General features: G+C 68.5%; 28 protein-coding genes and 3 tRNA genes. 7 read left to right on the plus strand and 24 right to left on the minus strand.

The genetic code is table 11. The features are described 5' to 3' along the window. Nucleotides 1-40: 40 nt before the first annotated feature. From AB0Q96_RS22650 to AB0Q96_RS22680, 7 genes are all read right to left on the minus strand, one after another. Entirely contained in the window at nucleotides 41-367 is a 327-nt protein-coding gene (locus tag AB0Q96_RS22650; RefSeq protein ID WP_365328140.1) for a hypothetical protein, read from the minus strand. Next, nucleotides 367-1,422 carry a major capsid protein gene (locus AB0Q96_RS22655; protein ID WP_365328142.1) on the minus strand — a complete coding sequence of 352 codons (1,056 nt, stop codon included), beginning with the start codon at nucleotides 1,420-1,422 and terminating at the stop codon, nucleotides 367-369. Before AB0Q96_RS22655 ends, AB0Q96_RS22650 begins: the two co-directional genes overlap by 1 nt. A 14-nt stretch (nucleotides 1,423-1,436) precedes the next feature. Further along, nucleotides 1,437-1,847, minus strand: a complete 411-nt coding sequence (locus AB0Q96_RS22660; RefSeq protein ID WP_365328144.1) for a head decoration protein — start codon at nucleotides 1,845-1,847, stop codon at nucleotides 1,437-1,439. Between the two features lie 127 nt (nucleotides 1,848-1,974). Continuing rightward, complete coding sequence (locus AB0Q96_RS22665; RefSeq protein ID WP_365328146.1) at nucleotides 1,975-2,652, minus strand: hypothetical protein; 678 nt, start codon at nucleotides 2,650-2,652, stop codon at nucleotides 1,975-1,977. 58 nt (nucleotides 2,653-2,710) lie between these two features. Further along, complete coding sequence (locus AB0Q96_RS22670) at nucleotides 2,711-3,592, minus strand: DUF4365 domain-containing protein (RefSeq protein ID WP_365328149.1); 882 nt, start codon at nucleotides 3,590-3,592, stop codon at nucleotides 2,711-2,713. A gap of 81 nt (nucleotides 3,593-3,673) precedes the next feature. Then, nucleotides 3,674-5,512, minus strand: coding sequence for a hypothetical protein (locus AB0Q96_RS22675; protein ID WP_365328151.1), 1,839 nt, complete (start codon nucleotides 5,510-5,512; stop codon nucleotides 3,674-3,676). A 520-nt stretch (nucleotides 5,513-6,032) separates the two neighbouring features. Next, nucleotides 6,033-6,785, minus strand: coding sequence for a hypothetical protein (locus AB0Q96_RS22680; protein WP_365328153.1), 753 nt, complete (start codon nucleotides 6,783-6,785; stop codon nucleotides 6,033-6,035). Between the two features lie 264 nt (nucleotides 6,786-7,049). Here AB0Q96_RS22680 and AB0Q96_RS22685 point away from each other — a divergent pair, with 264 nt between their 5' ends. After that, complete coding sequence (locus tag AB0Q96_RS22685; protein WP_365328155.1) at nucleotides 7,050-7,253, plus strand: cold shock domain-containing protein; 204 nt, start codon at nucleotides 7,050-7,052, stop codon at nucleotides 7,251-7,253. 152 nt (nucleotides 7,254-7,405) lie between these two features. On the opposite strand, the gene AB0Q96_RS22690 is transcribed toward AB0Q96_RS22685, so the two are convergent. The 5 genes from AB0Q96_RS22690 to AB0Q96_RS22710 all read right to left on the minus strand — a co-directional run bounded on the left by AB0Q96_RS22690 (nucleotide 7,406) and on the right by AB0Q96_RS22710 (nucleotide 12,786). Then, nucleotides 7,406-8,944, minus strand: coding sequence for a terminase family protein (locus tag AB0Q96_RS22690; RefSeq protein WP_365328157.1), 1,539 nt, complete (start codon nucleotides 8,942-8,944; stop codon nucleotides 7,406-7,408). Further along, nucleotides 8,941-9,477, minus strand: coding sequence for a hypothetical protein (locus tag AB0Q96_RS22695; RefSeq protein ID WP_365328159.1), 537 nt, complete (start codon nucleotides 9,475-9,477; stop codon nucleotides 8,941-8,943). Before AB0Q96_RS22695 ends, AB0Q96_RS22690 begins: the two co-directional genes overlap by 4 nt. Before the next feature lie 676 nt (nucleotides 9,478-10,153). Next, nucleotides 10,154-10,591 carry a hypothetical protein gene (locus AB0Q96_RS22700; RefSeq protein ID WP_365328162.1) on the minus strand — a complete coding sequence of 146 codons (438 nt, stop codon included), beginning with the start codon at nucleotides 10,589-10,591 and terminating at the stop codon, nucleotides 10,154-10,156. A gap of 93 nt (nucleotides 10,592-10,684) precedes the next feature. Next, nucleotides 10,685-12,130, minus strand: a complete 1,446-nt coding sequence (locus AB0Q96_RS22705; protein ID WP_365328165.1) for a methyltransferase domain-containing protein — start codon at nucleotides 12,128-12,130, stop codon at nucleotides 10,685-10,687. Further along, nucleotides 12,127-12,786, minus strand: a complete 660-nt coding sequence (locus tag AB0Q96_RS22710; protein WP_365328168.1) for a ParB/RepB/Spo0J family partition protein — start codon at nucleotides 12,784-12,786, stop codon at nucleotides 12,127-12,129. Before AB0Q96_RS22710 ends, AB0Q96_RS22705 begins: the two co-directional genes overlap by 4 nt. Before the next feature lie 121 nt (nucleotides 12,787-12,907). Here AB0Q96_RS22710 and AB0Q96_RS22715 point away from each other — a divergent pair, with 121 nt between their 5' ends. Then, nucleotides 12,908-13,669, plus strand: a complete 762-nt coding sequence (locus tag AB0Q96_RS22715) for a TIGR02391 family protein (RefSeq protein ID WP_365328170.1) — start codon at nucleotides 12,908-12,910, stop codon at nucleotides 13,667-13,669. Nucleotides 13,670-13,719: 50 nt separating this feature from the next. Here AB0Q96_RS22715 and AB0Q96_RS22720 read toward each other — a convergent pair whose 3' ends face one another. From AB0Q96_RS22720 to AB0Q96_RS22750, 7 genes are all read right to left on the minus strand, one after another. Then, nucleotides 13,720-13,842: a hypothetical protein gene (locus AB0Q96_RS22720; protein WP_365328173.1), complete on the minus strand. Its 123-nt coding sequence runs from the start codon at nucleotides 13,840-13,842 to the stop codon at nucleotides 13,720-13,722. After that, a complete protein-coding gene (locus AB0Q96_RS22725) occupies nucleotides 13,839-14,042 on the minus strand; it encodes a hypothetical protein (protein WP_365328176.1) in 204 nt (67 codons plus the stop codon). The genes AB0Q96_RS22720 and AB0Q96_RS22725 overlap by 4 nt, the downstream gene beginning before the upstream one ends. Nucleotides 14,043-14,301: 259 nt before the next feature. Further along, a complete protein-coding gene (locus AB0Q96_RS22730; protein WP_365328178.1) occupies nucleotides 14,302-15,207 on the minus strand; it encodes a hypothetical protein in 906 nt (301 codons plus the stop codon). An 11-nt stretch (nucleotides 15,208-15,218) separates the two neighbouring features. Continuing rightward, nucleotides 15,219-15,470, minus strand: a complete 252-nt coding sequence (locus tag AB0Q96_RS22735; RefSeq protein WP_365328180.1) for a hypothetical protein — start codon at nucleotides 15,468-15,470, stop codon at nucleotides 15,219-15,221. Further along, the gene (locus AB0Q96_RS22740) at nucleotides 15,467-15,808 is read right to left on the minus strand and encodes a hypothetical protein (RefSeq protein WP_365328182.1); all 342 of its coding nucleotides are present in this window, start codon (nucleotides 15,806-15,808) and stop codon (nucleotides 15,467-15,469) included. Before AB0Q96_RS22740 ends, AB0Q96_RS22735 begins: the two co-directional genes overlap by 4 nt. 66 nt (nucleotides 15,809-15,874) lie before the next feature. Further along, nucleotides 15,875-17,080, minus strand: coding sequence for a ParB/RepB/Spo0J family partition protein (locus tag AB0Q96_RS22745; RefSeq protein WP_365328184.1), 1,206 nt, complete (start codon nucleotides 17,078-17,080; stop codon nucleotides 15,875-15,877). A gap of 152 nt (nucleotides 17,081-17,232) precedes the next feature. Next, nucleotides 17,233-17,406 carry a hypothetical protein gene (locus AB0Q96_RS22750; RefSeq protein WP_365328186.1) on the minus strand — a complete coding sequence of 58 codons (174 nt, stop codon included), beginning with the start codon at nucleotides 17,404-17,406 and terminating at the stop codon, nucleotides 17,233-17,235. A gap of 281 nt (nucleotides 17,407-17,687) precedes the next feature. Here AB0Q96_RS22750 and AB0Q96_RS22755 point away from each other — a divergent pair, with 281 nt between their 5' ends. Beyond that, nucleotides 17,688-18,218 carry a hypothetical protein gene (locus AB0Q96_RS22755; RefSeq protein ID WP_365328188.1) on the plus strand — a complete coding sequence of 177 codons (531 nt, stop codon included), beginning with the start codon at nucleotides 17,688-17,690 and terminating at the stop codon, nucleotides 18,216-18,218. A gap of 4 nt (nucleotides 18,219-18,222) precedes the next feature. Continuing rightward, nucleotides 18,223-18,996, plus strand: coding sequence for a hypothetical protein (locus AB0Q96_RS22760; protein ID WP_365328190.1), 774 nt, complete (start codon nucleotides 18,223-18,225; stop codon nucleotides 18,994-18,996). On the opposite strand, the gene AB0Q96_RS22765 is transcribed toward AB0Q96_RS22760, so the two are convergent. Beyond that, nucleotides 18,985-19,944: a recombinase family protein gene (locus tag AB0Q96_RS22765; RefSeq protein ID WP_365328192.1), complete on the minus strand. Its 960-nt coding sequence runs from the start codon at nucleotides 19,942-19,944 to the stop codon at nucleotides 18,985-18,987. The two genes, AB0Q96_RS22760 and AB0Q96_RS22765, sit on opposite strands and share 12 nt — an antisense overlap. A 107-nt stretch (nucleotides 19,945-20,051) precedes the next feature. After that, complete coding sequence (locus tag AB0Q96_RS22770; protein ID WP_365328194.1) at nucleotides 20,052-20,255, minus strand: DNA-binding protein; 204 nt, start codon at nucleotides 20,253-20,255, stop codon at nucleotides 20,052-20,054. A 174-nt stretch (nucleotides 20,256-20,429) separates the two neighbouring features. Here AB0Q96_RS22770 and AB0Q96_RS22775 point away from each other — a divergent pair, with 174 nt between their 5' ends. Then, nucleotides 20,430-22,061 (plus strand): tyrosine-type recombinase/integrase, encoded by a 1,632-nt coding sequence (locus AB0Q96_RS22775; protein ID WP_365328197.1) that lies wholly within the window; start codon nucleotides 20,430-20,432, stop codon nucleotides 22,059-22,061. 114 nt (nucleotides 22,062-22,175) lie between these two features. Here AB0Q96_RS22775 and AB0Q96_RS22780 read toward each other — a convergent pair. The 3 genes from AB0Q96_RS22780 to AB0Q96_RS22790 all read right to left on the minus strand — a co-directional run bounded on the left by AB0Q96_RS22780 (nucleotide 22,176) and on the right by AB0Q96_RS22790 (nucleotide 22,566). Beyond that, nucleotides 22,176-22,249, minus strand: a tRNA-Ile gene (locus tag AB0Q96_RS22780). 166 nt (nucleotides 22,250-22,415) lie between these two features. After that, nucleotides 22,416-22,488, minus strand: a tRNA-Asn gene (locus AB0Q96_RS22785). Between the two features lie 5 nt (nucleotides 22,489-22,493). Beyond that, nucleotides 22,494-22,566 (minus strand) — tRNA-Asn (locus AB0Q96_RS22790). Between the two features lie 137 nt (nucleotides 22,567-22,703). On the opposite strand from AB0Q96_RS22790, the gene AB0Q96_RS22795 reads away from it, so the two are divergent. Then, entirely contained in the window at nucleotides 22,704-22,988 is a 285-nt protein-coding gene (locus AB0Q96_RS22795) for a YtxH domain-containing protein (RefSeq protein WP_365328199.1), read from the plus strand. 37 nt (nucleotides 22,989-23,025) lie between these two features. Next, nucleotides 23,026-24,465, plus strand: coding sequence for an FGGY family carbohydrate kinase (locus AB0Q96_RS22800; protein ID WP_365328201.1), 1,440 nt, complete (start codon nucleotides 23,026-23,028; stop codon nucleotides 24,463-24,465). The last annotated feature ends 176 nt before the right edge of the window (nucleotides 24,466-24,641 follow it).

A 24,641-nucleotide genomic window follows, 5' to 3' on the forward strand; every position in this document is an offset into this window, starting at 1 on the left:
GCGGCGCGGGCGGACGGTGGGAAAAGGGCGCTGAAGGCACTTAGGCGCCGGGCTCGGTGGGCTTCCGCCGGCGGGTCGGCGCCGGGCGCTTGGGCTCCGGCTCCGGCTCCGGCTCCGGCTCCGGCTCCGGCTCCGGCTCCGGCTCCGGCTCCGGCTCCGGCGTAGGGTCCCCGCTCGCCGGAGCGTCCGGGTCCTCCAGCTCGGGGGGCGCCTCCTCGGCGTCCGGCTCGGGGCCGTCCTCCCAGGCGTCGGGGTGGGTGATCAGCGCGGCGACCGCTTCCTCGGGCTCGTCGCCCGGCAGGAGAACCACCGGTTCGTGGGTCTCCGGGTGCGTCAGGTGCACGGCGGCATGCAGGCGGCGCCCCATCACAGCACCTTCGCCACGAGGTGGGCCCGCGGGTCATGCATGACGGGCATCGCGGACGCGTTGACCTTGGTCCAGATACGGATCGGGTCCGAGTCCACGTCCCGGGTGATGACGATGCCCGGGGCCTCCTCCTTCTCGATCTCCGGGTTCTTTCCAGACGACAGGACGATGCTGTCGGCGTTGAGGCCCCACTGCACGTTGGCCCACTTCTGCCGCTGGGGCGGCACGTAGATGTACCGGTCGTCGGGGATCGGCTTGATCCAGGAGCCGTCGACGCGGACCTGGCCCTTGTAGATGCGGACGGGCGGCAGGCCGTACTCGACCCGCACGCTGTTGACCTGGCTCGGGGTCAGCGAGCTGGTCGGCGTGTTCGAGGGGTTGACCGAGTTGTAGTACGCGGCACGGTACGCCGCGTTGCTCGCCCAGGTGTTGATCACCCGGCGCGAGGTGAGAGCGAACTCGGGCTCCGGCGAGCCGATGTCCTCGAGGTACTGGAGCCAGGCCAGCTCGTCCCGGATGGGGTCCGAGGTCGGGTCCGACCACACCTTCGGCGCGGTGGGCGTGTTCTCGGCCGGGACGCCGAAGTCGACTTCGGTGATGTAGTTGTTCTCGTTGACCGTCAGCTTGCCGTCGAGGAGGACGTCGGCGGCCGCCAGCTCGATACGTCCCTTGGTCGCCTCGGCGTGCCGCTCGGTGTCCGAGTAGAGGTTACTCACCAGCCGCTCGGCGTCCGCCCCGCGCTGCATCTCGTCGAGGATGATCTCCTGCTCGCTGACGGTGAGCTTCTGCGAGATGACCGGCAGGCCGCCCTTGCGGGTGGTCTCCCACGCCTCGCGGGTCGCGAGCGGCGCGCTGGCGTCGTACGCCCGGAACTTGGCCGCGTTCACGTAGCGGCCGGAGTCCTTGATCTCCCACATGGTGCTCTGGAGCTTGAGGGCGGGGAAGACGGGGCTGTCGCCCGTGGTGAGCGTCCACTCGTCCGGCGTCGGCACGGCTCGGGCGAACACGGTCAGGTCGCGGGTGGTGACGTCCTTGATCAGGTCCTGGAGGGTCATGGTTCAGCGGCTCCTTACACGTACCGGATCAGGGCGTTGGTCGAGGTGACGTCGGCGGGGGTGAAGCCGCCGGGGACCTTCGCGGCGCGCACGGTGCCGTGCCAGAGCAGCGCCGCGGGCACCTTGATGGCGGTGGGCGCGAACAGGGTCTCGGCGAGCACGAACCCGGCGAGGATCTGCCGGCCGTCGGCGGCGGCCTTGTCGAAGGGGCCGTAGAGGCCGGAGGCGGTGATCTTGCCGACCGGCACGCCGGACTTGAACAGGCTGTACGGCTGGCTGGTGTCGGTCGACGGCACGTAGTGCGTACCGGACGTGAAGCGGGTGATGTCGAGGGTGATCGTGTCGGTGTCATCGGTGCCGTGTCGGCCGCCGAGCCACTCGGTGTTCGCCGTGACGCTGCGCTGCGTCGTGATCGGCTGAAGCATGAAGGTGCCCCTCCCAGGGACGCAATGGCGGGAGTCCGCGCGCTCACCTCCTGGTGGCGCCGTCCACGAAGCGGGAGGGGCGTGGTCCCCTGGTCCGGCCTTGTCCCGCCGGTGGGAGAGGGGCCGATCAGCTGATGTAGCCGCGCCGGCGAGCCATGTCGAGCCCGGCCGCCCCGGGCTTCGGCGGGGTCGCGCCGCGCGGAGGCGGGCCTCCGGCGGGCGAGCCACCCGGCGCGGGCGGAGCGGTCACCCGCCCGTTGCCGAAGAGCTCTGGCCGCCGCTCCGCCAGCTGCTCGGCCGCCGCGGCGACCGTCTCCTCGTCGGCGTCATCCTCGCCGTCCAGAGCGCGGTCGATGAGCAGGACGGCATCGTCCAGATCTTCCCCCGCGGCTCCGAGACCGGCGAGGGCGGCACGGCGGATGGCGGTGCGCTCCCGGGCGACGGCCTGGGCCTCGCGGGCTTCGGCCGCGTGCAGCTTGTCCTCGGCCGCCTGCTCGCGGCGTTCGACCTCGGAGAGCGCGGCCCGTTCGGCGTCGCGCGTCGCGGTGATGAACTTGGTCAGCTTCTCGGTGTCGGCGAACCCGAGGCCGTCCAGGAGCTTCTTCACGGCGGCGCGGCCACCCTGAGTCTTCTCTCTGGCGAGCAGCCGGGACAGGTCGTCCTGCGTGACGCCGCCAGCTGCGGGGTCGTCGTTGGGCTTGTTCGGGTCGTGCTCGGGCGAGGCACCCAGGATCGGGTAGATGGGCCGCCCGTCACGGCGGTACCCGACCGGGGCAAGCGGGTTGGGGAGCGAAGGGCGCGTCATGCGTGAACCATCCACAGGTCTCCAGCGCCCCCACGCCGATGATCAGTCTATCGAAGGGTCAGGAGGGGCCATCTGCGTCAGATCCAGCACCCCGCACCGATCCCGCGATCCACGTGAGCACGCTGTCTAGCGTCCTACGCAGGGAGTCGTCGTACCTCCCATCTGTATTCCAATGCGTGACGAACACGGGGGGCAAGACCGGCTTGGGGGGCATGGACCCAGGGCCCTGACCCACAAGCACGATCACCACCGGGATGTATCTGCGCCCCGAACCAAGACTAGAGACACGATGAGCCAAATCGAATACCGAGGTCACGACCTCAACATCGATCATTACGTGATCCATTCCCTTGTAGGCCAAGAAATGAATCGTCAGACCGGAGGCGTCGTAATCCACCTCCCTGCGCGAAATACCACACTCAGGGAACATGGCTTGCAAGCGAGCAGAGAGCAGGAGTTGATAGAACTCCCTCCGGCGCGGTCCGCCGAAATCATCAACGAGCCACCCGCCAAGTGCTGGGACATCGTTCTTCGACCGAGCGAGCGGACTGAGCGCGAGGACAGACCCTCCTGACAGCTCGTTCCTTCGCGGGACATGGATCTTCGAACCCTTGCCCGTGGAGACCACGGTCTGATCACTGACGTGCTGCCAGTACACACGCTTCGCGGTCGGCTCGTAAAGCATTACGACAACCGGAAGTGAATGCCCAAGCCAGTATGCGACATGTTCAGAGCTGCAAGGGAACCACCAGCCATTCTCGGTGGCCTTTTCGAAATAACTCGAACCCGACTTGATCTGAACACCGAGAAGGCGTCCAGTAGGTTTGCCGCTATCCGCGTCCACAATCTCCAGGTGGGCATCAATCCCGAAATCAGCGACATCCTGCGGCCGGAAGAACCACCCCAGTTCGGCCGCAACCAAGTGCTCGATCCATGACACGCCCGCTCGCTCCACCTGCTTTGTTCGCTGCGCACTCATGACGGCCGCCCCCCCGTACTCCTGGTCAAATCCGACGTCATCCTATGAAGGATCATCGGAACGGAGGCCGTTCGGCAGGAGAGAGACGGAGGGAATCTCGTCTCCCTGCTCCGGAAGGCCAAGGTACTGACGCACGGCAGCGTTGTCTCCAGTGGCGTCAGCTAGCCGAGCTGCTGCTTCGAACGCCCTGGCCTGGATGCGCTCGATCTCGGTCTGTGGGTTGTCGATCGGGTATCCGGCGTCGATGAGCATCTTCACACCCGTCTCCACGGACAGGACGCCGGCGCTGACTCCCTTGACGACCTCGTCTAGGACGGCGGCGCGGTCTGTGGGGGTGTGCGGACCCCACATGAGGCGGGCGGGCAGCGACTCCCCCGCGGGCCAGCCCTCCGCCTGACCAGCCTGGTGGAGCCTCTGCACCATCCGCAGCAAGACCGCGTACTTGTGGGTGCGAGCCAGGCGCATGGCCGCGACCAACGAGTCCAGTGGGCCCAAGGCGAGTTGGAGGGCGTAGCCGGAGGGAAGGGCGGTGGGGTCGAGAGTGCCGAGGCCAGCGGCCGTGAGGCGGGAGTTCGCGGCGACGCGGTCGATGAGGTGGTCAACTCGGGCTCGGAGTTCGGCGAGCTGGGCGGAGGTGTCGAGGACGTCCATGCGGCCGCCCTCGTTGAGCTGCCATACGGTTCCGGCCCGGACCTTCACGGGCAGTGGCTGCCCGGTGGCACGGTCGATGGGCAGGCGGGCGCCGGACAGGCCGATGATCGGGGAGCCGGTGGTCGCGGAGGCGCCGGAGCTGTCGGTGTCGGTGGCGGACAGCTCGTCGAGGCCCTGGAGGACGGTGGCGATGGTCGGCTTGCCCCAGTGCTCGCCGCTGTTGGGGATGGAGTTGGTGATGTGGACCAGCGGGATGAAGTCGCATCGCAGGTCGAGCCGGTCGAGGACTTCGCCATCGGAGCGGACGCGGTGCGTCGCCTTGTGCAGCGGGAGGTCGTACAGCAGGTCAGCGTGCGTGAGGTCGTCCAGGTCCCATTCGGCATCCGTGAGGTAGCAGGTCCACGGGCTGGGCCGGTCCGGTGCCCATGGGTAGGTGCGGGTGATGGTGCTGCTGCCCGGGTCGAGCCGGTCGCCGCCGACGAGGACCGGCGCCCCGTCCCCGTCGTACAGGAACTCGCGGACCACGCCTCCGCCCTTGGTCGTGCCCCTGCGGCTGGCCGGACCGATGGGGGCGAGCTCGTAGGTGATCCGCCGCACCCTGGTTTTCAGGCCGCGCCGCTTGTCCTCGGGCAGCTCCCAGGCCAGGTGGACACGCATCGGGAAGTCGGCGCCGTCCTCGCCGTCCTCCGGCCACTCCGGGAAGTACAGGCCCGGGTCCCAGGTGCGCAGCAGGACGCGTCCCTTCCCCGGATCCCACGCGAGTGTGTAGACGCCGTCGCCGAGCAGGATGGCGTTCCGTTCGGCCTGCTGGACTCTGAGCGGCAGCAGCTCCTTCTCGGCCCACGCCCGCAGCTGCTCCTGAACGGCGCGGGCTCCGGCGGCTTCCAGGGTCGGCTCGTCGCCGGCGTGCTCGGCGCCGGCGACGCTGATGGTCTGCTCGGAGCCCAGGAGGTAGCCGAGGGCGGTGTCGACGATCTTCGAGGCGTCGCCCAGCTCCCGCCGCTCTCCCCCGCGGTCGTCGTCTCCGCTCAGTTCGGCGAGCTGCCCGGCCTGGTTGGAGTCGTACGCGGCCAGGAGCCGGTACGCAGCCAGGCGGCGCAGGTCCTCGTCGGGAATCCACGACGACGTCAGGTCCGCCCAGGCGTTCCGCCCCGGACGGCGCGGGTCGGCCATGGCCGGCTTGTAGTCCAGCCAACTCCAGGCGTCGGTGATCAGCTCGCGCAGGCCCACAGTGCCCCTCCAGGCAGTCGGCCCCGCGCCGATGATCAGGTTACGGCGTCGCCCCGGTACCGCGTGCTTCGGCCACGGCCTCCTCGTACCCAGGGAGCCCCGGCTGTGGAAAGGAGGAGCAGGCGGCAAGGAATCCTGCTCTGTCGCCCGGGGTCTGCTCGCGTTCGCCGAGCTGGGTCCACCGTGCCGCGCACTCCTCTTCGCTCGGGCTGGAGCTGGCGGGTGGCGTGCCGTCAGCGATCTTCTGCTCTTGCAGCTCCAGTCCGGTGCTGCGCCCAAGTAGGTAAGCGTCCCGGACACGGTCGAGATGTGCGTCCCGCTGTTGGTCGGCGGTCGGTGTGCTGTCTCCCATCCCGCAACCGGCGAGGCAGACAGCAATCAGCAGGACACCGCACGCGGTGACAGACCAGTACCCCCGAGGTCTCATGATCGCGAGGCTACCAAGGCCCTCGTCCAGCGGACGGTCCGTTTCCTCTTGGGGCCGTATTGGGGTGCCTGAGGATCTGGGCACGGCCGCCTGCTAGCTGGAAGAGAGTTCTGCCGGGCGCCAGTCCGGGTTGTCGACGGCTCGGGCGATCTTCCACGTCTCCTCGCCCCGGCGGCACGTGAAGAGGAGCCGCAGCGGGTGCCCCTCGTACTGCTGCTGCCAGGAGTCGTAGGTCGTGCCCTCCATCCACGTGCCCGGCATCGTCCGGTCCAGCGCGAGCGGTCGGCTGCGGCCTACGCGGAGTTCGGTGAAGGTCAGCTCGCGACCGTGCTCGTCGGCCTCGCTGATCCGGGGCCGGAGGCGGAACGGTCCCCAGACGTGGGCGGCGATCTGCTCTGGGGTGGGCCCGCTCGGGTTGGTGTACCCAAGCCGCTGTTGGGTGGGGATGTGGTCGTAGTCGTCGTCCCCGATCCGCACGGTCACGGAGTCCAGGTGACCGAGGGCGTCCGGGCCGGCGAGGTGCACGAGGAGCTTGGCTGCGCGGTCGCCCTCCTTGGTGAGGGTGAACTTGAACTGCGGGGTGAGCTCGGCGAGCCAGCGGTCGCGCTCGATCCGGGCCACAATCTCGGCCGTACGTCTGGCTTCCTCGGCCGTGTCGCTCGCGCGCCCGGTCGCCTCCCACGAGGCAGCGGCGGCCGCGACGCTGAGCAACGCCGCGATGGCGCTGGCACGGTCGGCCCCAAGCTGGTTCTGGGCAATGAGCACCACGAGGCCGCTTACCGTGGCGAGGAGCGCCAGGACGAGCAGCAGGCGGCGGCGCTGGCGGCGCCGATCTATGTCTGTCATGGGGGGAGGGTAGGGCCCGGGTGCGACACGGGGGGGGCGGCGCTCGGCGGCCCGAGATATCGAATCCGACCCATCGGCCCGCGATCGAGCTACACGGTCGGATCTTCGTGGTGCCGCCTGCCAACAGTCCGGCCGGAACGTACTCGTCCCCGCGTCACCCGAACGGGTGGTTTCGGGCCCTCGTCTACGCATGGGCGTCGTGAGCGCGGAGATGATCCAATCCGCGCCGGGGTGACCGCCTCGGGCTTACGGAAGGTTTCAGGAATGCCTCAAGGGACCGTGAAGTGGTTCAACGCAGAGAAGGGCTATGGCTTCATCTCTGATGACAACGGAGGACCGGACGTGTTCCTCCCGGCATCGGCCCTCCCAGGAGGAAGCGGCAGCCTGGAGGAGAACCAGCGGGTCGAGTACGAACTGACCCAAGGCACCAAGGGTCCCCAGGCGGAGAATGTAGCTGTCTACTCTTAGCCGCACCCGGCGTCAACGACCGCACGCCTCTCCCTGGGCCCCGGTCCGCAGACCGCAGCGAGGGCCGCTCCAGTCGCGGCCGTGCGGCCGCCCAGCTCGTCGCAGACCTGACACGGCGGATCCCCCCGGAGTAGCGGCTCCCTCCGGGGGCATCACCGTCGTCCGTCGAAGCGGTCGTCATCTGATCCGGGCGGGAGGGTGTCGAGCTGGTCAGGATCGGCTAGTTCGGTGAGCCCGTGCACTGCGGCGTCCATGCGGTCGGGGCTGTCCATGCCCTCGACCCAGGTGACCATCTGATCCTCCAGCTCGGTGTACTCGCCGACATGATGGACGAGCTGCTGCTCGTACAGCTGGGCCACCGGCGCCGCACGGAGTCGTTTGCCGACCTTCGCGGTGACCTCCAGAATCATCGGCATGAGCAGGCCCTTGGTAACGCCGTCCCTGCGCAGCTGCTCCCACGCCTGGACTACCACCTGGCGTGCCATGTCGCCGCCGTAGTTCTTCTCCACCACGATGGCGTCGGCCTTGAGCTCCAGGGCTAGGCGGCAGGCGGCCAGGCCCCAGTCGTTGGCGCCCATCGAGCCGGACCGGTCGGCAAGAACGTAGAGGTGCCGGTCGAAGTCGCGGGCGATGCCGACGATGCCGGTCTCGTCTCCGACGGTGCTCTCGCCGCCGGCGGGGTCGACGGCGACGATGATGCGGGCCATGTCGAGGCCGGAGAACTGGACTGCGTTGATGCGGGCGTTGTCGATCCACTCGCGCTGCCAGACACCGCCCTCGGGCGGGCGGGGCTTCTGCATGTACAGGGCGCCCCAAACTCGTTCGCCGACGCGTTTGCGGGTCTTGGCGTGGTGGGCGGCGTCGAAGCGGTCGGGCCACAGGGCCTCCCCGGGCGCGCGGCCGAGGGGGTCGTCCGGGCTGTCCGCGAGGGCGGGGAGGTCGATGACGCGCCAGGCGTCTCGCTCGGTGGCGAGGATCCGTCCCGCGAGGTCGTCTTCGTGCCAGCGGGTCTGGATCAGGCAGATGGCACCGGTGGGTTCGAGTCGGGTCTGGATGACGGAGGTCCACCAGTCCCAGGCGCGCCTTCTCATGGTCGGGGAGTCGGCGTCCGCCATGTCCTTGACCGGGTCGTCGACGATGGCGATGTGTGCGCCGCGTCCGGTCAGGCCGCCGACGAGGCCGGCTGCGAGGAGTCCGCCTTCGCCGCCGACGATGTCGAAGCGGTTGGCGGCCTGGCTGCCGGGCTTGAGCTGGAGGCCGAGGTCGTCTCCCCAGGTGAGGATGGCATCTCGAATCCACCGGCCGTGGTCGTCGGCGAGGTCGGCAGAGTAGCTGGCGATCATCATGCGGTGGCCGGGGTTGCGCCGCAGGTACCACAGCGGGGCCCAGCGCGACGCGCGTCGGCTCTTGCCGTGCCGCGGGGGCATGGTGAGCATGACGCGGTCGCACCGGCCCTCGGCCATGTCGATGAACGCCTGGTCGATCAGGTCGAGATGAGGGGCCTGCATCTCGCGGCCGCCGGTGAGCACGGCGGCGAGCGCCCCCGGCGAGCGGTCCATCGCGAGCTGCCGTTCGGCACGAACGAGTTCGGCCCGGAGCTCCGGGGAGGCGGATCGGGCTATGGAGCGGCGGTGCGCCGGCGGCAGCGTCTTGTAGCGGGCGACGACGCTCGCGGTGTCCCGGGCTCTCACTCGGTGTCCGGGTCGGTAAGCGCGATGAGCTTCTCCAGCTCGTCCACGGTTGTGCTCTCGACCTGAACCGGTCCGCCGTCCGGGCCGGACAGCTCGGTGCGGACGGGCATGTCGAGGCCCAGGAGCCGGGCACGGCGCTCCATGATCCGCAGGGTGCGGTCGACGGCCGCGAGGTCCTGGTCGCGGACGGCCTTCTTATAGGCGACGAAGAACAGCCGGTCGAGCCGGTCGGCTTCCAGGGCCCGAAGCTCGTCGACGTCGTCGGCGAGCTCGGCGCGCCGGTCGGCAAGAGCCTGGCGCACATCGCGGCAGGCGGCGTGGATCAGGGCCTCGTCGCTCGGCGGGTCATGCTTCTTCCGATACCGGTCGATGCCGTACCCCTGCGGGTAGGCGATGCCGTCGCTGTTGACGGCGGGGTCGGCGGCGAGCTTGCGGGCGATCGTCAGCCAGTCCACGCCGGCGAGGCGGAGGTCGATGGCGTCCGAGCGGCGGCGCGCGATGGCCGCACGCGCGGCCTTGTCGGGGCGTCCCACGTCGGGGTCCTTCACGGCTCGGGTGCGCCCCCGCGCCCGTCTTCATGATCGCATCACTCGTTGGAGTGCCGCGTTCTCGATCTTCACTGATTCGCCAGACAGCACCGACAGACGTCCGGTATGGTCGCGGGCAAGAGTGGGGTGCGTGAATTACCTGCCGCAAACGGGGATTCGTGAACCCGGGTACCAAAAAGACGGAGCGGATCCAGCGACCCGCTTCGGCCCGCCAGGGTGCCGTTACAAGCCTCTTAGTTGATCCATGTTAGTTAGAGACGTAGTTCTGAGTTCTATCGCTGGCACGGAACTCAGTTCAGCCACAAGTTGTGGCCGAGCTGAGTACGCCTGCCCGCATTCAGTTCGGCCCTGACTGAGAAGGGACCGAACGGTGGACTCCTCTGCGGTTCTCTGGATTCTTGCATGGTCGGGCGTGATCTCGATCGCGATCTTCGTAGCAACCGGAATCCTGGGCCAGCTGCTTTCCTTGATCGAGGCGTGGCGCAGGCTGCTCGACGCCTTTCGGGACGATAGCGCGCAGGAGACTCCGCTCGACAGCGAGTCAGAATCCACCCAGGAGCGGACAGCAGCGTCGGCCCCCGACTCAGTGCAGCCCGGAGCTGATGGGTCGGCGGCCGACAGGGAGCAGTGCGACGATGAATCCCCCGCACCAGCGCAGACGTCACATCAGTGACATCTGCTCACCTTCACCCGGCTTCCTCGGCGGCACGAACTCAGTGGGCGCATCCGGGGCGTTCCGGTGGGTGCGCAGCCACCACGCGAACTGGTAGTTGCGGCAGGTCCGGAATCGGATGGAGCCACGCCGGGGTTCTGTGGCGGGGATGTCGCGCTCGCCCCATCCGGTGATGGGGCGAGCGTTCTCCAGCCGGACCTGTAGACCGGGCACAAGGGCGGGCCCTTCCCAGTCCTGCCCCGGCGCGGCCTCGAAGGCGAGGTGGGCGTTGTCGCTCCACCTCCAGGGATTGGGCAGCGCGCACAGGTACCAGGCGAGTGGCTGGTTGAGCGCCGGCAGTTCGACGAGCTGATGTCGGCGCTTCGGGTCGACCCGCGGGCGGTCCGGTTGACCGAAGGCGCGCAGGCAGTGCTGGTCGAGAGCCACGTGGCGCACCCCCGCGAGCCACATGATGTGGTATCGAGAACGCGACTCGATCCCCACCCGTATTTGTTTCGACATGAATTCCCCACCGGTTTCTCAATTCCCGAGAGAATCATTTCTCTCTATAACCAATTTTATCAAATTCCCGACCAATTCCAGGTGCCTGCCATGCCGGAACCCATTCGGGTACGGCATGTTGAATTCCTCCTCGAAGGCTCTTTCATATTCCTCCTTCGGGAGGGGGATGGGGCGTCGGCACGTGGCCTTGATGTTGGAACCGCTGAGGTCGGTGACCTTCACGTCCTCGAAGTAGCGCCGGAGGAGGGGTTCGAGGGTTTCGGGGGTGTGGAAGCGGAGCTTCTGCCACTTCCCCTTGACGAAGTTCATCTCGACGTTGTTCTCGTCGAGGAAGCTCATCTTCGTGGTGGCCGTCTGCGAGGTGACGCGCTTGGCCTGCTCGTCGCGGAGTTCCCGGCCGAGGCTGCGGGTACCGAGGCACACGACGCCGTCGGCCGCGCACAAGGCGTTGACGGTGGTCAGCACCCAGTGCTGGTAGTCGAGGCTGGTGGTCGCGTTGATGACGGAGTCGAGGACGACGACGTCGTACAGGCCGTTGGCCTGGATGTCCTTGTCGATGTCGCGGAGCATGCCGACGACGGCCCGGATGTCGACGGCGTACGAGCCGTCCTTGCAGCGGTAGGGCTCGTAGTCGTGGATGTTGAAGCCCTTGGCCCGCAGGTGCTTGGCGTAGTCGCCATACCCGGCGCCGAAGTCGACCACGCGGTGGCTGGGCTTGAGCCAAGGGGTGACGAGCTGGTCCCAGGTTTCTGAGCCGTAGGCCAACTTGCCTGCCTTGGCCTTGGAGGAGAACTGCCGGAGCCGCTTGGGCTGGACGATGTGCTGGTTCCAGACAGGGGCCTTGCCCTCGATGGCTGTCCAGTCGTAGACGCCGTACTCGCCGGTGAGGTCGGCGTGGAGCTGCGCGGCCTCGGACGAGGGGACGGTCCAGGCCAGGAGGTCGAAGCGGTTGATGGCAGCGACGACGGCGTACTCGGCGTTGAGGACGATGCGGCCCTGGTCGTCGATGACGACGCTGCCCCAGGGGCCGTGACCCGCCGTCATGTGGCCGATGGCGTTGACGAAGGAGAGGTTCTTGCGTTCGGCAACGCGGATGGACTGCCACGGGATCCAGGACCAGGTGCCGAGCTCGCCGGGGTCGGCGTAGACGACGCTGGCTTCCGTCTCGACTCGGTTGTGGAGCAAGTTGAACTGGATCTCGTCCTGGAGCCGGACCTTGGTGCCGAGCATGACCGCGGGCGTGTGGGTCAGACCGATCGCCTTGAGTCCCTTGGTTCTCTGGTGACCGGCGACCAGGGTGCCGTCGGCGTTGAGGATGACGGGCTTGACGACGCCGTGCCGGCGCAGGGATGCCTGGAGTCTCGTGAATGCGGTCGCGCTGAGGCGGCGGGGGTTGTAGTCGGCGGGGCGGAGCTCGTCGAGCGGGTACGCCTCGTGGAACGTGGTGGTGGGCGCCTTGCTCATGCGGTCTCGTCCTCCTGGTGGGCGTGCTGGAGGACGTGCCACCCGAAGCCCATGTCGCTGTTGGTGTCGTCCACGAACCTCGTGTAGATGGCGTTCAGGGCTTCGACCTCTTCGGAGGTGATCCGGACACGCTTGGACTCCCACTGGAGGTAACCCCACTGGAGGTAGTCGACGGTGGCGGCCGCGCCGGTGCCCGCCCCGTCGGAGGTGAGCTCCAGGGTCTCCGGCAGGGAGGTGTCGTCGAGGAGACGGTCGACGCTCTCGCGGTCGTAGCCGGTGCCGCCGAGGTCGGGGATCTCGGAGAGGACTTCGGCGAGCAGGGCCGTGTCGTAGCCGGCGAGGTCGTTGGTCCGGTTGTCGACCACGACGATGCGCGCGGCGGCCTCGTCGTCGACGTCGACCCAGGTGGCGGCGATCTGCTCCCAGCCGAGCTGCTGCGCGGCGGCGACGGTGTGGTTGCCCGCCAGGATCTCGTTGCGGCGACCGGTGTGCGTGCCCTTGTTGACGACGACGGCGCGGTACTGGCCGTTCACGGTCAGGGAATCGGCGATGGCCGGAAGGTCGCCGGAGCGCGGGTTGCGGTAGTAGGGGGTCAGCTCGGAGATGGGAACGGCGAGCGGGAGGAGCTGAACGGGGATGTTGGCGAGCGCGGTCACGAGGCGTCCCTTGGTAGGCCGTTCCCCGCGCCCTACAGGTCTCAGGGTAGATGACTCGATCGCCAACGTGCCGATTGCAATCCGGATGCCACTCATACCGGGCGCCTCGTACTCTGCTCGCATGCAGCATGACTGGGCCATCGGGCGGCTTCGTCAGTTCGTGTCCGACATCAACTCGCTCTTCGCGTGGGACGACACGCATCAACTGATGGACCCGTGGGGGGAAAGACGCCGTATCGAGCACCTGACGGGCGAGGCCCCGGACGAGGACGCTCTCGTACGTGCTGAGGTTGTGGCGAAGCGGATCGCGGAGGCGTACCAGGAGGGGCTGTGGCCGACTTCCTACCGGATCGACTCCATCAGGGGCCGATGGGAGCCTGCGAAGGAAAGCGCCCTTCGCGCCCTGGCGTTGGCCGAGTCAGCGGAGGAGTTGGATGCCTTCCTGCGTCCGTCTGCTCCGGTGCTGGGCTCGGAGTACCTGCATCCCTGGGTATGGGAGTCAGCACGCCCACTCTGGGTGGCCGGCGCCCGCCAGGAGGCGGTCCTGTCGGCGGCCCGCACGGTCAACGCGCGGCTCCAGCAGAAGGTGGGTCGGCACGATGTCAGCGAGGCCGATCTCGTCATGCAGTGCTTCGACTTGAAGGACCCGCAGTCCGGGAAGCCTCGACTGCGCGTGCCGGGGGATGACAGGACGCAGCCCTCATGGGTGTCCGCCCAGGAGGGCGCGAAGTTCTTCGGCGTCGGTTGCTTCCGCGCGATCCGCAACCTCGCTGCACACCTTGAGGACACGAGCTGGACCGAGCAGCAAGCTCTCGAATACCTCGCGTCCTTCAGCGCGTTCGCACGCTGGGTCGACTCAGCGACTGTGGAGCTTGCCAGCTGAACGAGGGCACGATGAAGGCAGGTACCCACTCGGGTACCTGCCTTCATCGACTATCGGTTGTTGCAGCGGCAGATGCCAGACGGCAGGCACCAGGAGTCGCACGCCTTGCACCACACGGCGCCCGGCACGGGCGGGGTGGGCTCGTTCTTCTTGGGCGTCTGCTGCTCGTTCATGCTGCTCTGCTTCCTATGCGCGTGTGGATGGCTGCTTCGAGTTCGGCTCGATGTCGTGCGGCGTCCGGGTCCGGTTCGCGGCTCCGGCAGGGGTGGGGGCCGCGGTCGGCGGGGGTGGCCGGCGCGCGGTCCCGTTCGGCGACGAGGCGGCGGTACAGGTTGTAGTCGTCGGCGTGGCCGTGGAAGTCCTGCGAGGTCATGGCGCTCCCGGGTACACGTGGACCCGCCGTCGGCCGGGGCCGGGGCGGGTCCGCTCGCGTGATGCGTGTGGTGCGGCAGGTGGCTTCGCTTCGGTGCGGAGCCGGTGCCTGACGGGTAGGGCGCGGGGGATTGGCCACCCGTCAGGCACCGAGGGGATGCCGCATGTCACGGCAGTCGGAGGGCCGGTTCCTCGGCTGTGGCCGTTCCCTCCAACGAGATAGACCGTAGCACTCTTGAGTGTTGGGATCTATTCGGAGTTCAATCTCGGTGCCCGTGGGGCGATTCGCCGCCTCCGTATCCGTCCAGGGGAGCCGTGCCGTGCTGGGTCGGACCGTCCGTGAAGAACATGGCCTGCTGGGCGACTCGGGGGCGCGCGATGAAGTCTTCGACCCGCGGGGCGTTGCGGTTGAAGGAGGGTGGGGCCGGTACTTCACGGACCGGGATGACGGCCACCACGGTGCGGATCCGAAGGGCGGGGAATGCGTCGTCCGGCAGCTCGGTGATCGTTCCGCGCGCCTCTCGGACGCGGTTGAGGAAGTCGCGGGTGATTCGGTCCTGGCGGAAGGTCAGGCTGCCGAACATGACGGCGACGAGCAGGCCGCCCGGCCGAAGGAAGCGCAGCGCCCGTTCCACGTGGCGGATGTCCTGCCGGTCGGCGAAGGGCGGGTTCATGATGACGCGCCGGTACCGGCGATGGACAGGGACCGTCATGAAGTCGGCCGTGATGACGTTGCGGGCGTAGCCGCCGGCACGGATGTGGTCGGCGCGCCTAGGGTCGAGCTCGATGCAGTCGACGACGGCCCCGCGGGCGGCGACGGCGCCGGCGATCGCTCCGCGTCCGGCCGAGGGTTCCAGGACCTCGACCCCGGGGGCGAGGGTGGCCAGATCCACGAGGCGGTCGACGAGGGGTTGCGGGGTGGGGTACCAGCCTCGCTCAGAGTCGGTGGTCACCTCGCCGGTGCTCAGGAGTCCGGCGATGGCGTCGGCCGCGTCGACGGGGAAGAGGTGGGCCTGCTTGCTGCGGCTCCACTTGCCGCCCACCGCGTCGAGAGCGAGGTTCACGCGCTGGTAGAGCTTGGGGGTCAGCTGGCCCGGCAGGTAGAGGGCGGGACCTCTGGCCGTCGCCGATCTGATGACATCGAGAACGTCGGGATCTATCTGCATGGGTTTCCCTCCTAGGCGTATTCGGTGCAGTTGACGGCGAGCGGATGGTCCTTGTGGTCGTCGCAGACGGCGTCACCCGTGGCGGGATCCGTCCCGCCGTCACACGCTTCGCAGACCCAGTAACCGCAGACCACGCAGATGGCCGTGGCGCGCTGCTCGTCGTCGTTGTCGAGGTCGGTGTCACACAGGCGGCAGATGCGCGGCGGCAAAGTGCCGTCATCGGGCCAGGTCCTGAGGCCGTCGATCAGCCGGGGGCGCTTCATGCTCCGCTCTCCTTCGGCGCGGCGCTCTGCCCTCGGGCGGCGAGTAGGGATGCTTCGAGCTCGACCAGGCGCGCGGTCACCATGACGGGGAACCGGACATAGACGGAGCTGCCTCCCCCAAGAAGCAGGAGGGCGGCAGCCTCATGGGTCAGCGTGTCCGCCTGCGCGAAGTCAGCGGCGTTGCCGGTGCTACGGGCCGCGTACAGACTCCGGGCGGCCTCTCGCACGAGTTCGGCCGCCTCGGGGTCGTACTCCGCGAGGGCGTCAGCCGACTCCTCCTCCTCGCCCTCGAACAGGTTCTCGTAGATGTTGCGCATGACCTGGTAGGGGTTGGTCACGTTGTCTCTCCAGACAGAGGGAGAGGGCAGCCCGCAGGCGGGCTGCCCTCTGGATGGCGGGGAGGGTCAGGCAGCGAGCTCGACCGGCTCGGTCTCGGTGGACATGTCGGCGTTGCCGTGCTCCGGCTCGATGGCGGGGCCGACGGCAGGCGAGGCCTCCGGGGCGTCGTCGGTCTTCGCGTCGGCATCCGTCTCGGTGGAGACCTCGCCCTGGCTCTCGTCCGACGAGACGGGTTCGGCGTCCTCGACGTCCGTGGACTCCAGCAGGGCGAGTGCGGCGGCCGCGTCGCCGGCGAGGTCGGGGGCGGCGGCGTCGGGGCTGACCATCAGCTCGCTGGCGTCGGCGTGGGCCTTGGCCTGCTTGAGCTGCCAGCGGGCCTTCTGGACGGAGGCGGCGACCCGGTCGATCTGCTCCAGTCGCTTGCCGACCTGCCCGTCCAGCATGCGGGCCAGCTCCATCGGGTCGATCTTCGCGATGCCGTCCAGCAGTTCGCACATGCGCTCGACGTCGTCGAGGTCGTTCTTGGTCTTGGCCTGGGCGCGGGTGATCTCGGCCTTCTTCTCCGGGGTCAGCTCTTCGACGTCGACCATGGACTCCTGCTTGGCCGCCTTCTCCTGCTTGCGCATGGCGTAGGCGATGTGGACGAGCTGGTTGTCGCTCTTGTCGCCCTTCTTCCAGTCGTCGAAGACCGCCTTCTGGTTGGCGGGCGTCAGCGCGGCGATCTGGACAGCGGCCTGGGTGCCGATGTGCTTCGCGTCCACGGCGGCCTGGATCTCGGGGCGCAGGTTGAGGAGGGTCAGCCGCTGGTTGACGAACGGGACCGACTTGGAGAAGGTCTCGGCGACCGCGGGCACCTTCTCGGGGTCGCCGTCGTGCTCGTCCTCCAGTACCCGCTTGAAGCCGCGGGCCTCCTCCATGGGGAGCATGTCCTCGCGGTTCAGGTTCTCCGCCATGGCCTTCTTGAAGGAGTCGAGGTCGGTGATCTCCTCCTCGCCGTCGGCGAGGAGGATCTTGGCCTCGATCGTGAGGTTGCCCGCGAGTCCGTTGGCGCGGAAGCGCCGCTCGCCGGCGACGAGCTCGTACATGATCGGCTCACCCTTGCGCCGCGCGCCCGCGGCGGCCAGCGTGCGCACGACGACCGGCTGGAGCAGGCCGTGCTGCTTGATCGAGTCGGCAAGCTCGTTCAAGGCCTCTTCGTTGAAGGACTCGCGGGGCTGGGACTCGTTGCGGCGGATCTGGCGCATCTTCAGGGTCTGGTACTTGTGCGGCATGTCGTCTCCCAAGAGGTCGGCGGGTGGGGGCTTTCCCCTCCCCCCTTCATGCTTTTATTCTATATGCATTGCGGGTGCGAGTCCACAATTTTCTGAAGTTTTCCCAGGTCAGAGGCGTGGGGCGCGAACCCACAGGGTTCGCGCCCCACGCCTCACTTCCCGCAGCCATCCACCTCGCCCGAACTCGCCGGCCGACCAATCTCCTCGATGTCCACGATCGCCAGCGCCCCCAGCACCTCGCGCGCCAGCCCGTCATCAAGGGCGACGTTCCCCCTACCCCCGGACTCCGCCAGCCGAGCCAGCACTCGCCCCACTTCGATCCCCACCCGTACCTCTTCGCGTCATGACGCCGTACCGCCCGGGCGCGCCCATCCTTAGATCCCCACACAACAGAGACTTCGGCACACCTCAGGCCCGAAGGAAGGCGCCACCCCGACCCGTTTCCCCAGAGGCCAGGGAGTGGCGCCCGCACGCTAGGTAAGCGTTCGATTCTCACCCGTTATAGATCTTGCTTCGGGCCGCCCGGTATTGTCAACAAACAAAGACATTGAACGGCTCCAGCCGCCACGCGGGCCGGAGTTGACACAGTATGAGGAGTTACGACCAGATGTCGCCGCTCGGCCCGCAGGTACCTCTCGCCAGCAAGCTGGCTCTGCTGCTCGGCAGGAAGCGCGACAAGGCCGGGAAGACGCCGAGCACGCGCGCCATCGCCGCAGCGACCGCCCAGGAAGCAGGCGGGAAACCTGCCATGACGCACCAGGTGGTCAACGAACTGCTGACCGGAGAGAAGACGGACCCGAAGCTGTCTCAGCTCCTCGGACTCGCACGCGCTTTCGAGACTCCGGTAAGTTTCCTCCTCCCCGGATACAACGGTTTGACCTCCTTGACGGTCTACGAGCAATACCCGGAGGTTCGTGAAGCTCTACGCCTGGTTCACGACCTCGGGCCAGAAGGGGCCGGCGAACTGCTGGAGGCCGCCCGTGAGATCCGCTCACGGCATGGATGCAGCAGCCTTACCGTCCCCGAGATCCCCGAACCCCTGCCCTCCGTCCCCGAGGCCCCACGGCCTGGTAGGCGGCGCCGGCTCAGTTTTGACGAAGCAGCCCAACGGGCCGCCTCCGACCTGGAAGGACCCTAGAACGATGGACGGCATAGTCTTCGGCCTGTGCACCCTCTTCGGCTTGACGGGCACCGTGCTCTCCGCCCGTGAAGCCTGGCGCCAGCGGGACCGAGCCGACTACCGGATCGCCAGGGCCGCACGAACCGCGGCGTTCGGTGTGTGCACCCTAGGAGTCCTCCTCGCCGTTCCGGCGGTCGAGTCCGCAGTCGAGTCTGTGACTGGCATGAACAACTCGGCCAAGATCGGCGCCCACATCTGCGCCATCCTGTGGTGCGGCAGCCTCCAGCTCATGCTGGTGGACTGGTCGTACAACCGGGAAGTCCTCAAGGCCAGCCTCTACGCGCGGATCGCCTTCGCAATCGTCGTCCTCGCCGCCATGCTCCCGCTGTTCGTCGCCACCACGGACGAGACCATCGAGTTCACCACCGCGCACGCCGCCGCGCCAGGCGTCACGTGCTACCTCATGGTCTACCTGGCCTACGTGGCAGTGACCTGCGGAGAGATCGTCTTCCTGTGCTCCGGGATGGCACTGTCCATGCGTCGAGGCGGCCACCTGTGGACCGCGCGCGGGCTCACTATGTCGGCAGTCGCCGCAATGCTGGGAGTGGCGTACGCACTGAGCAAGGGCTCCTACCTGGTCACGCACTACCTCGGTCACCCGTGGTCCCTGGAGACGGAGGAGATCGTCTCCCCGGCCCTGGCCGGCCTGGCCGTCGTCGCCCTGATCACCGGCCTGACGATGTCGATGGTCGGGCGGCGGATCGCCGCCCGGAAGGTGACCGCCTCAGCTGCCTGAGGCGCTGCCCATCTTGCGCCAGCGCAAGACGACACGGCCGGGCTCGATCGTCCGGACGCCCCGCGCTCGTGCCGGATACACGACAATGGCCTCCAGGAACAGCAGCACGATCGCTCTCCTGGAGGCCGTCGGCGCGGTGTTCCACCAGCGCACCAGATCGGTCACGCCACCCAGCTTGAAGTTCGCCATCTGCTCCGCGTATCGCAGGCGCTTCCGCGTCTCCTTGAGATTCTTCGTGAGCTCGCCGTCGGCGATGACGAAGGCCTCGCTGCTGATCTGCCGCTGCCCGTAGAGCATCGCGGCTTCCTTCCGCCGCCCCTCAAGGTCGACGAGGTCAGCCTTGAACTTCTCGACCTGTTCCTTGACCAACTCCTGCGCGCGAAGAATCTGCTCGTAGATGCCTGGCTTGAGCAGCTCGGCAACTACGTACTCCCCAACGTGGGTGTCCAGTAGTTCGGCATCGATCCGTACCTCACCGCATCCGCCGCGCCCGTTCTTATCCTTGGGACGGCAGCGGTACCCCGGGGTGCCCGCGTTCGTTCGGGCTCCCTGGAGGGCCTGGGTGCACTTGCCGCAGGTGCTCGCCTCGTCGTTGAGGAGGTAGTCGTGCGCGTCGTCCGGCGTGGCCGTCTTGCGGGCCTTCTCGCGCTCCTCCAAGGCGTGGAACTCGGAGGCAGTGATCGCCCCTGGGTGGCCCGCGTCTACCAGGCTGCCGTCCTTCTCGCGGCGCAGGCCAGCGATGGCCGGATTGCGGAGGAGGCGACCGATCGAGGCGTCCTTCCACTCCCCTCCGAGCGTCCCCCGGTGGCCCTCCTGGTTGGCCCAGGCGGCGATGTCCGCGTTCGAGGCGCCGGCTAGAGCCCGGCTGACCATCTGGCGAGTCGGTTCCACCTCGTCGTCGCGAAGCCGACGACGCGACTGGTCGTCAAAACCGTAGAGCCGAGGCATTCGATGGTCGTCCGTTCTTCTCGTACGCGTGTAGCCGCCCGATCCTAGGCCACAGCCCTGCACTGAGGCTGTGGCCTAGGAGACTCACTTCGGACAGCGCGCGATCATCAGCGCGTAGGCGGCGTCACCTCCAACACGCTCCACAGGGCAGCTGTCGGGACCCTCACCGTGCTCCCCAGAGAGAGCGTTCGAACAGGGAAGGTCCCCTCCCGGATCAGGTCATAAGCCTTGTGGACTCCGATCCCGAGCGCCCGTGCGGCCGTGGTGACGTTCACCGTGGGCGGCAGCGCGAGCAGTTCCTCCAGGGTCATCTGGCTCGCCCTGGCACCTGCAACTACAGCGTTTTCCGTTGTCATCCCGTTGTCGCGATCTCCCCCACGCCAACGTGACTTAAGAATACGCCAACACTGGAGTGTTGGGGCAAGATGTGTAAGCGGTTCAACGAGAACCGTCACAGAGGGACAAGGAGCGAGGACCCCAGAGCAATGGAGAAGTTCAACCCCTCCTACACGCGCTACTGCGTCTGCCAGGAACCGGTGATCGGCAAGGACGGCGCCCCGGTCCTGGACAACACTGGGAAGCCGAAGCAGCGCAACATCGGCGCCGGCTGCCCCAAGCTCAAGGAGAAGAAGCACGGAAAGTGGAGCCTCTACTTCGAACTGGAGGCCGGCGAGAACGGTGACCGGCGCCGTGTCCGCAGATTCGGGTTCGCCACCAAGGACGCTGCGATGAAGAAGGCGGCCGAGCTCTACCGGGAGGCCGTCAAGGGCACCGACATCTTGAGCGACGCCACCGTGGCCGAGGACCTGGACGCGTGGATCGCTCGCAAGAAGCGCCTCGCCCGCACGACGACTCACGGGTACGAGGATCACATCCGGCTGTACCTCAGGCCTCACCTCGGGCACATCAAGCGGCGCGACCTCAAGCTCCGACACATCGAGGCGATGTTCACGGCGATCGAGCGGGAGAACGCCGAGAGGCTTCTGCACCACGCGCGCATAGTCGAGCTGACGGAGGCGCGCGACGCGGCACACACGGCGTGGGTCCGAGCCTCCGGGAAGACAGAGGAGCGTCGCGTCAGGCGCCGCGCCTATCTGGATGCGAACGCGGCACTCCGCGAGGGCAGCAAGGGGCGGCGGAAGATCACCTCGGTCAACACCATGCACCGCATCCTCGCGACCCTGAAGTCCTTCATGTCGGACGTCATCAAGCGCGGCGACTACACCACCAACTGGGCCAAGATGGTCGAGCTTCCGCCGGTGAAGAAGCCCACGGCGCTGGTCTGGACGCCGGAACGGGTCGAGGAGTGGAAGCGGACGGGCCAGAAGCCGTCCCCGGTGATGGTGTGGACTCCAGAGCAGACGGCCGACTTCCTCGCCTTCATCGCGTCCGACCGGTTCGTTGGGCTGTGGAACGGGCTCATCTTCAGGGGGCCGCGCCGCGGGGAGATGTGCGCGCTGCCCCCGTCGGAGGTCAGCCTGTACTCGCCGGTGCAGTACTTCCGGATCTCGGCACAGGTCGTCGAGGTCGCCTACCGGGTGTACGACGAAGCGCCGAAGCAGGACAGCGTCCGCACCGTCACCCTCGACACCGGCACCGCCGAGCTCTGGGTGGACTTCGAAGCGACGCGCACCAAGGAGCGCGAGGCTTGGAGTGAGGCCCACGCCTACGTCGAGAGCGACCGCTTCTGGGTGCACGAGGACGGCAAGCCCCTCCACCCGGACTGGATGAGCAGGAGGTTCAACCGACTCGTCGAGCTGTCCGGGCTGCCCCCGATCAGACTGCACGACACCCGGCACCTGTCGGCGGCACTGGCCCTGCTCGGCGGGGCAAAGATGAAGGTCGTCCAGGCACGACTGGGCCACAAGTCGTTCCAGATCACGTCCGACACCTACACAGCGGTCCTGCCGCAGCTCCTGGACAACGAGGCCGAGACCACCAGCTCAGTCGTCCCCCGGCCGCAGCCCGGCTCGCCGCCGGCCTCCGCGAACGGCAGCTCACGCGATCCGGGGAAGTGTGCCGCCGATCACGCGCCTCTGGACCCTGCCAAGGGGCCGCAGGTGACGCTGGACGGGGTCACCGATGCGCCGAACGAGGGATTCGAGCGCGTCGCGTGACCCGCGTCCAATCTCTGTCCAGTCAGGTGTGATTTCCTGCCTAGGACGGGCCGCCAAGACCCTTCGTGCTCACGTCTGACCGGTGAAGTGCCTGGTCAGAACGATTTTTCCTTGTGGGGCGGGTGGGACTCGAACCCACGGCCGACGGATTATGAGTCCGCTGCTCTAACCGGCTGAGCTACCGCCCCGAACACCACGGCGCGTACAAGTGTGCGCGCCGTCTGCCGCAGCATAGCCGCTCATACGATCTCCTGCTCCGGATGATCGGCCATGCTCGATCTAGAGGACTCCGGGGGCGGTTCGGCGGTTCCCGGGGAAACGAAAAAGGACCCCGAAGGGTCCTCTTCCGCTCTGCTCCCCCGACTGGACTCGAACCAGTAACCCTCCGGTTAACAGCCGAATGCTCTGCCAATTGAGCTACAGGGGACTGCGCTCCCCCGACTGGACTCGAACCAGTAACCTGCCGGTTAACAGCCGGCTGCTCTGCCAATTGAGCTACAGGGGATTGCTGCGTTGCGACGAACAGACCCACCTCCGGCCTAGCCGGGGGGCGGTCGCTCGCTGCGAGACATAGATTAGCGCAAGCAGGGGGGTGCTCCGCCAATCGGTATCCCCAGGGCGCTCCAGGGAAGGGTCACAGCCGTGCGGTACAAGCTGATCTTCGTCGTGGGACTGGCCGTCGGGTTCGTGATCGGGACCCGCGCCGGGCGCGAGCAGTACGAGCGGATGAAGAAGTCCGCGCAGGCCGTCGCGCAGAACCCGGCCGTGCGCAACGCCGCCGAGTCCGCCGCCCAGACCGGGCGCCAGGTGGCCGGGAAGGCGCTGCACGCCGTCGGCGACCAGGCGCAGAAGATCCGGTCGCGGCGCGACCACGACGGTCAGTTCTCCGTGTACGAGGAGGACGACTGGGGGACGAGCAACACCTGAACCCGGCACGGCCCCGCGTACGGCAGAATCATGTGCCATGGGGATAGTCGCGGGACTCGACAGCTCTTCGGACTCCACGCGCATCGTCGTGTGCGACGCGGACACGGGCGCCGTGCTGCGGCAGGGCCATGCCGCGCACCCTCTCGAACCCAAGGCCGCCGACGTCGATCCGCAGGCCTGGCTGCTCTCCCTCGGTGAGGCCGCGACCGGCGGCCTGCTCGAAGGCGTCGAGGCCATCGGGGTCGCCGCGCAGCAGCACGGCCTCGTCCCGCTCGACCCGCAGGGCGCCCTCGTGCGGCCCGCGCTGGTCGGCAACGACAAGCGGGCCCAGGTCGCCGCCGCCGACCTCGTGGAGGGGCTGGGCGGCCGGTCCGCCTGGGCCGAGGCCGTCGGGGTCGTCCCGCACTCGGGGCTGCCGCTCGCCAAGCTGCGCTGGCTCGCCCGCAACGAGCCCGAGCACGCCCAGCGGGTCGCCATGCTCCTCCAGCCGCACGACTGGCTGGTCTGGCAGCTGCTGGGCCGCCCCGCCCGCCGCACCACCGACCGCGGCGCCGCCTCCACCACCGGCTACTGGTCCGCCCGCGGCAACAGCTACCGCCCCGACCTGGTCGACCTCGCGCTCGGGCACCAGGCCGTGCTCCCGGAGGTGCTCGGCCCGGCCGAGGCCGCCGGCACGACGCCCGAGGGGCTGCTCATCTCCGCCGGTACCGGGGAGACCATGGCCGCCGCCCTCGGCCTCGGCCTCGGCACCGGCGACGCCGTCGTCTCCCTCGGCGCCTCCGGTTCCGTCATGGCCGTCCATCACGAGGCCCTCACCGACCCGGCCGGCGCGATCACCTCGTACGCCGACGCCACCGGCATGCACCTGCCCGTCGTGCACACCTCGAACGCGGTACGGGCGCTGCGCGGCACCGCCGAGATGCTCGGCGTCGAGTCCCTGGACGAGCTGTCCGCGCTCGCGCTCACCTCGACCCCGGGGTCCTCCGGCCTCGTCCTGCTGCCCTACCTGGAGGGCGAGCGCACCCCGAGCCTGCCGCACACCGCCGGCACCCTCTCCGGGCTGCGCCGCGAGTCGATGAAGCCCGAGCACCTGGCCCGCGCCTCCTTCGAGGGCATGCTCTGCTCCCTCGCCGACGCCATGGACGTGCTCCGCGGCCGGGGCGTCGAGGTGCGCCGCGTGTTCCTGCTCGGCGCCGCCGCGGGGCTGCCCGCCGTCCAGGCCATCGCGCCCGCGGTGTTCGGCGCGCAGGTCGTCGTCCCCCAGCCGGCCGACTACGCGGCGCTCGGCGCGGCCCGGCAGGCCGCCTGGGCCCTCGGCGTGTCCCGGGGCACCCTCACCCCCTCCGCTCCCCCGGCCTGGCAGGGCGCCGCCGCCCAGGTCTTCGAGCCCGGCGAGGAGCTGGCCGTCGGCCAGGCCGTGCGACAGCAGTACGCGGCGACCCGCGAGCAGATCCATCCGGGGGCCTTCGCCGGGTGACCGGGTGACGGGGGGCTGGGTGACGGGGGGGGCTGGGTGACGGGGATCCCGTGACCGGGACCCGGCGACCGAGTAAGTCCGCCCCGCCGCCCCCACCGCGCGCCCGCCCCGTAAGCCGCCCCCGGACCTTCGTGGTCCGCCCGCCAGGACCTCCGGCCCCCGCTGTGCCGGGACCT

Origin of the sequence: Streptomyces sp. NPDC093111 (genome assembly GCF_040683955.1) — a bacterium.
Taxonomy (GTDB): Bacteria; Actinomycetota; Actinomycetes; order Streptomycetales; family Streptomycetaceae; genus Streptomyces.

Coding starts and splice junctions, on each gene's coding strand:
- AB0Q96_RS22650 (WP_365328140.1), bottom strand. CDS start 367: ATGGGGCGCCGCCTGCATGCCGCCGTGCACCTGACGCACCCGGAGACC.
- AB0Q96_RS22655 (WP_365328142.1), bottom strand. CDS start 1,422: ATGACCCTCCAGGACCTGATCAAGGACGTCACCACCCGCGACCTGACC.
- AB0Q96_RS22660 (WP_365328144.1), bottom strand. CDS start 1,847: ATGCTTCAGCCGATCACGACGCAGCGCAGCGTCACGGCGAACACCGAG.
- AB0Q96_RS22665 (WP_365328146.1), bottom strand. CDS start 2,652: ATGACGCGCCCTTCGCTCCCCAACCCGCTTGCCCCGGTCGGGTACCGC.
- AB0Q96_RS22680 (WP_365328153.1), bottom strand. CDS start 6,785: ATGACAGACATAGATCGGCGCCGCCAGCGCCGCCGCCTGCTGCTCGTC.
- AB0Q96_RS22685 (WP_365328155.1), top strand. CDS start 7,050: ATGCCTCAAGGGACCGTGAAGTGGTTCAACGCAGAGAAGGGCTATGGC.
- AB0Q96_RS22705 (WP_365328165.1), bottom strand. CDS start 12,130: ATGAGCAAGGCGCCCACCACCACGTTCCACGAGGCGTACCCGCTCGAC.
- AB0Q96_RS22715 (WP_365328170.1), top strand. CDS start 12,908: ATGCAGCATGACTGGGCCATCGGGCGGCTTCGTCAGTTCGTGTCCGAC.
- AB0Q96_RS22720 (WP_365328173.1), bottom strand. CDS start 13,842: ATGAACGAGCAGCAGACGCCCAAGAAGAACGAGCCCACCCCGCCCGTG.
- AB0Q96_RS22725 (WP_365328176.1), bottom strand. CDS start 14,042: ATGACCTCGCAGGACTTCCACGGCCACGCCGACGACTACAACCTGTAC.
- AB0Q96_RS22730 (WP_365328178.1), bottom strand. CDS start 15,207: ATGCAGATAGATCCCGACGTTCTCGATGTCATCAGATCGGCGACGGCC.
- AB0Q96_RS22735 (WP_365328180.1), bottom strand. CDS start 15,470: ATGAAGCGCCCCCGGCTGATCGACGGCCTCAGGACCTGGCCCGATGAC.
- AB0Q96_RS22745 (WP_365328184.1), bottom strand. CDS start 17,080: ATGCCGCACAAGTACCAGACCCTGAAGATGCGCCAGATCCGCCGCAAC.
- AB0Q96_RS22755 (WP_365328188.1), top strand. CDS start 17,688: ATGTCGCCGCTCGGCCCGCAGGTACCTCTCGCCAGCAAGCTGGCTCTG.
- AB0Q96_RS22760 (WP_365328190.1), top strand. CDS start 18,223: ATGGACGGCATAGTCTTCGGCCTGTGCACCCTCTTCGGCTTGACGGGC.
- AB0Q96_RS22765 (WP_365328192.1), bottom strand. CDS start 19,944: ATGCCTCGGCTCTACGGTTTTGACGACCAGTCGCGTCGTCGGCTTCGC.
- AB0Q96_RS22770 (WP_365328194.1), bottom strand. CDS start 20,255: ATGACCCTGGAGGAACTGCTCGCGCTGCCGCCCACGGTGAACGTCACC.
- AB0Q96_RS22775 (WP_365328197.1), top strand. CDS start 20,430: ATGGAGAAGTTCAACCCCTCCTACACGCGCTACTGCGTCTGCCAGGAA.
- AB0Q96_RS22800 (WP_365328201.1), top strand. CDS start 23,026: ATGGGGATAGTCGCGGGACTCGACAGCTCTTCGGACTCCACGCGCATC.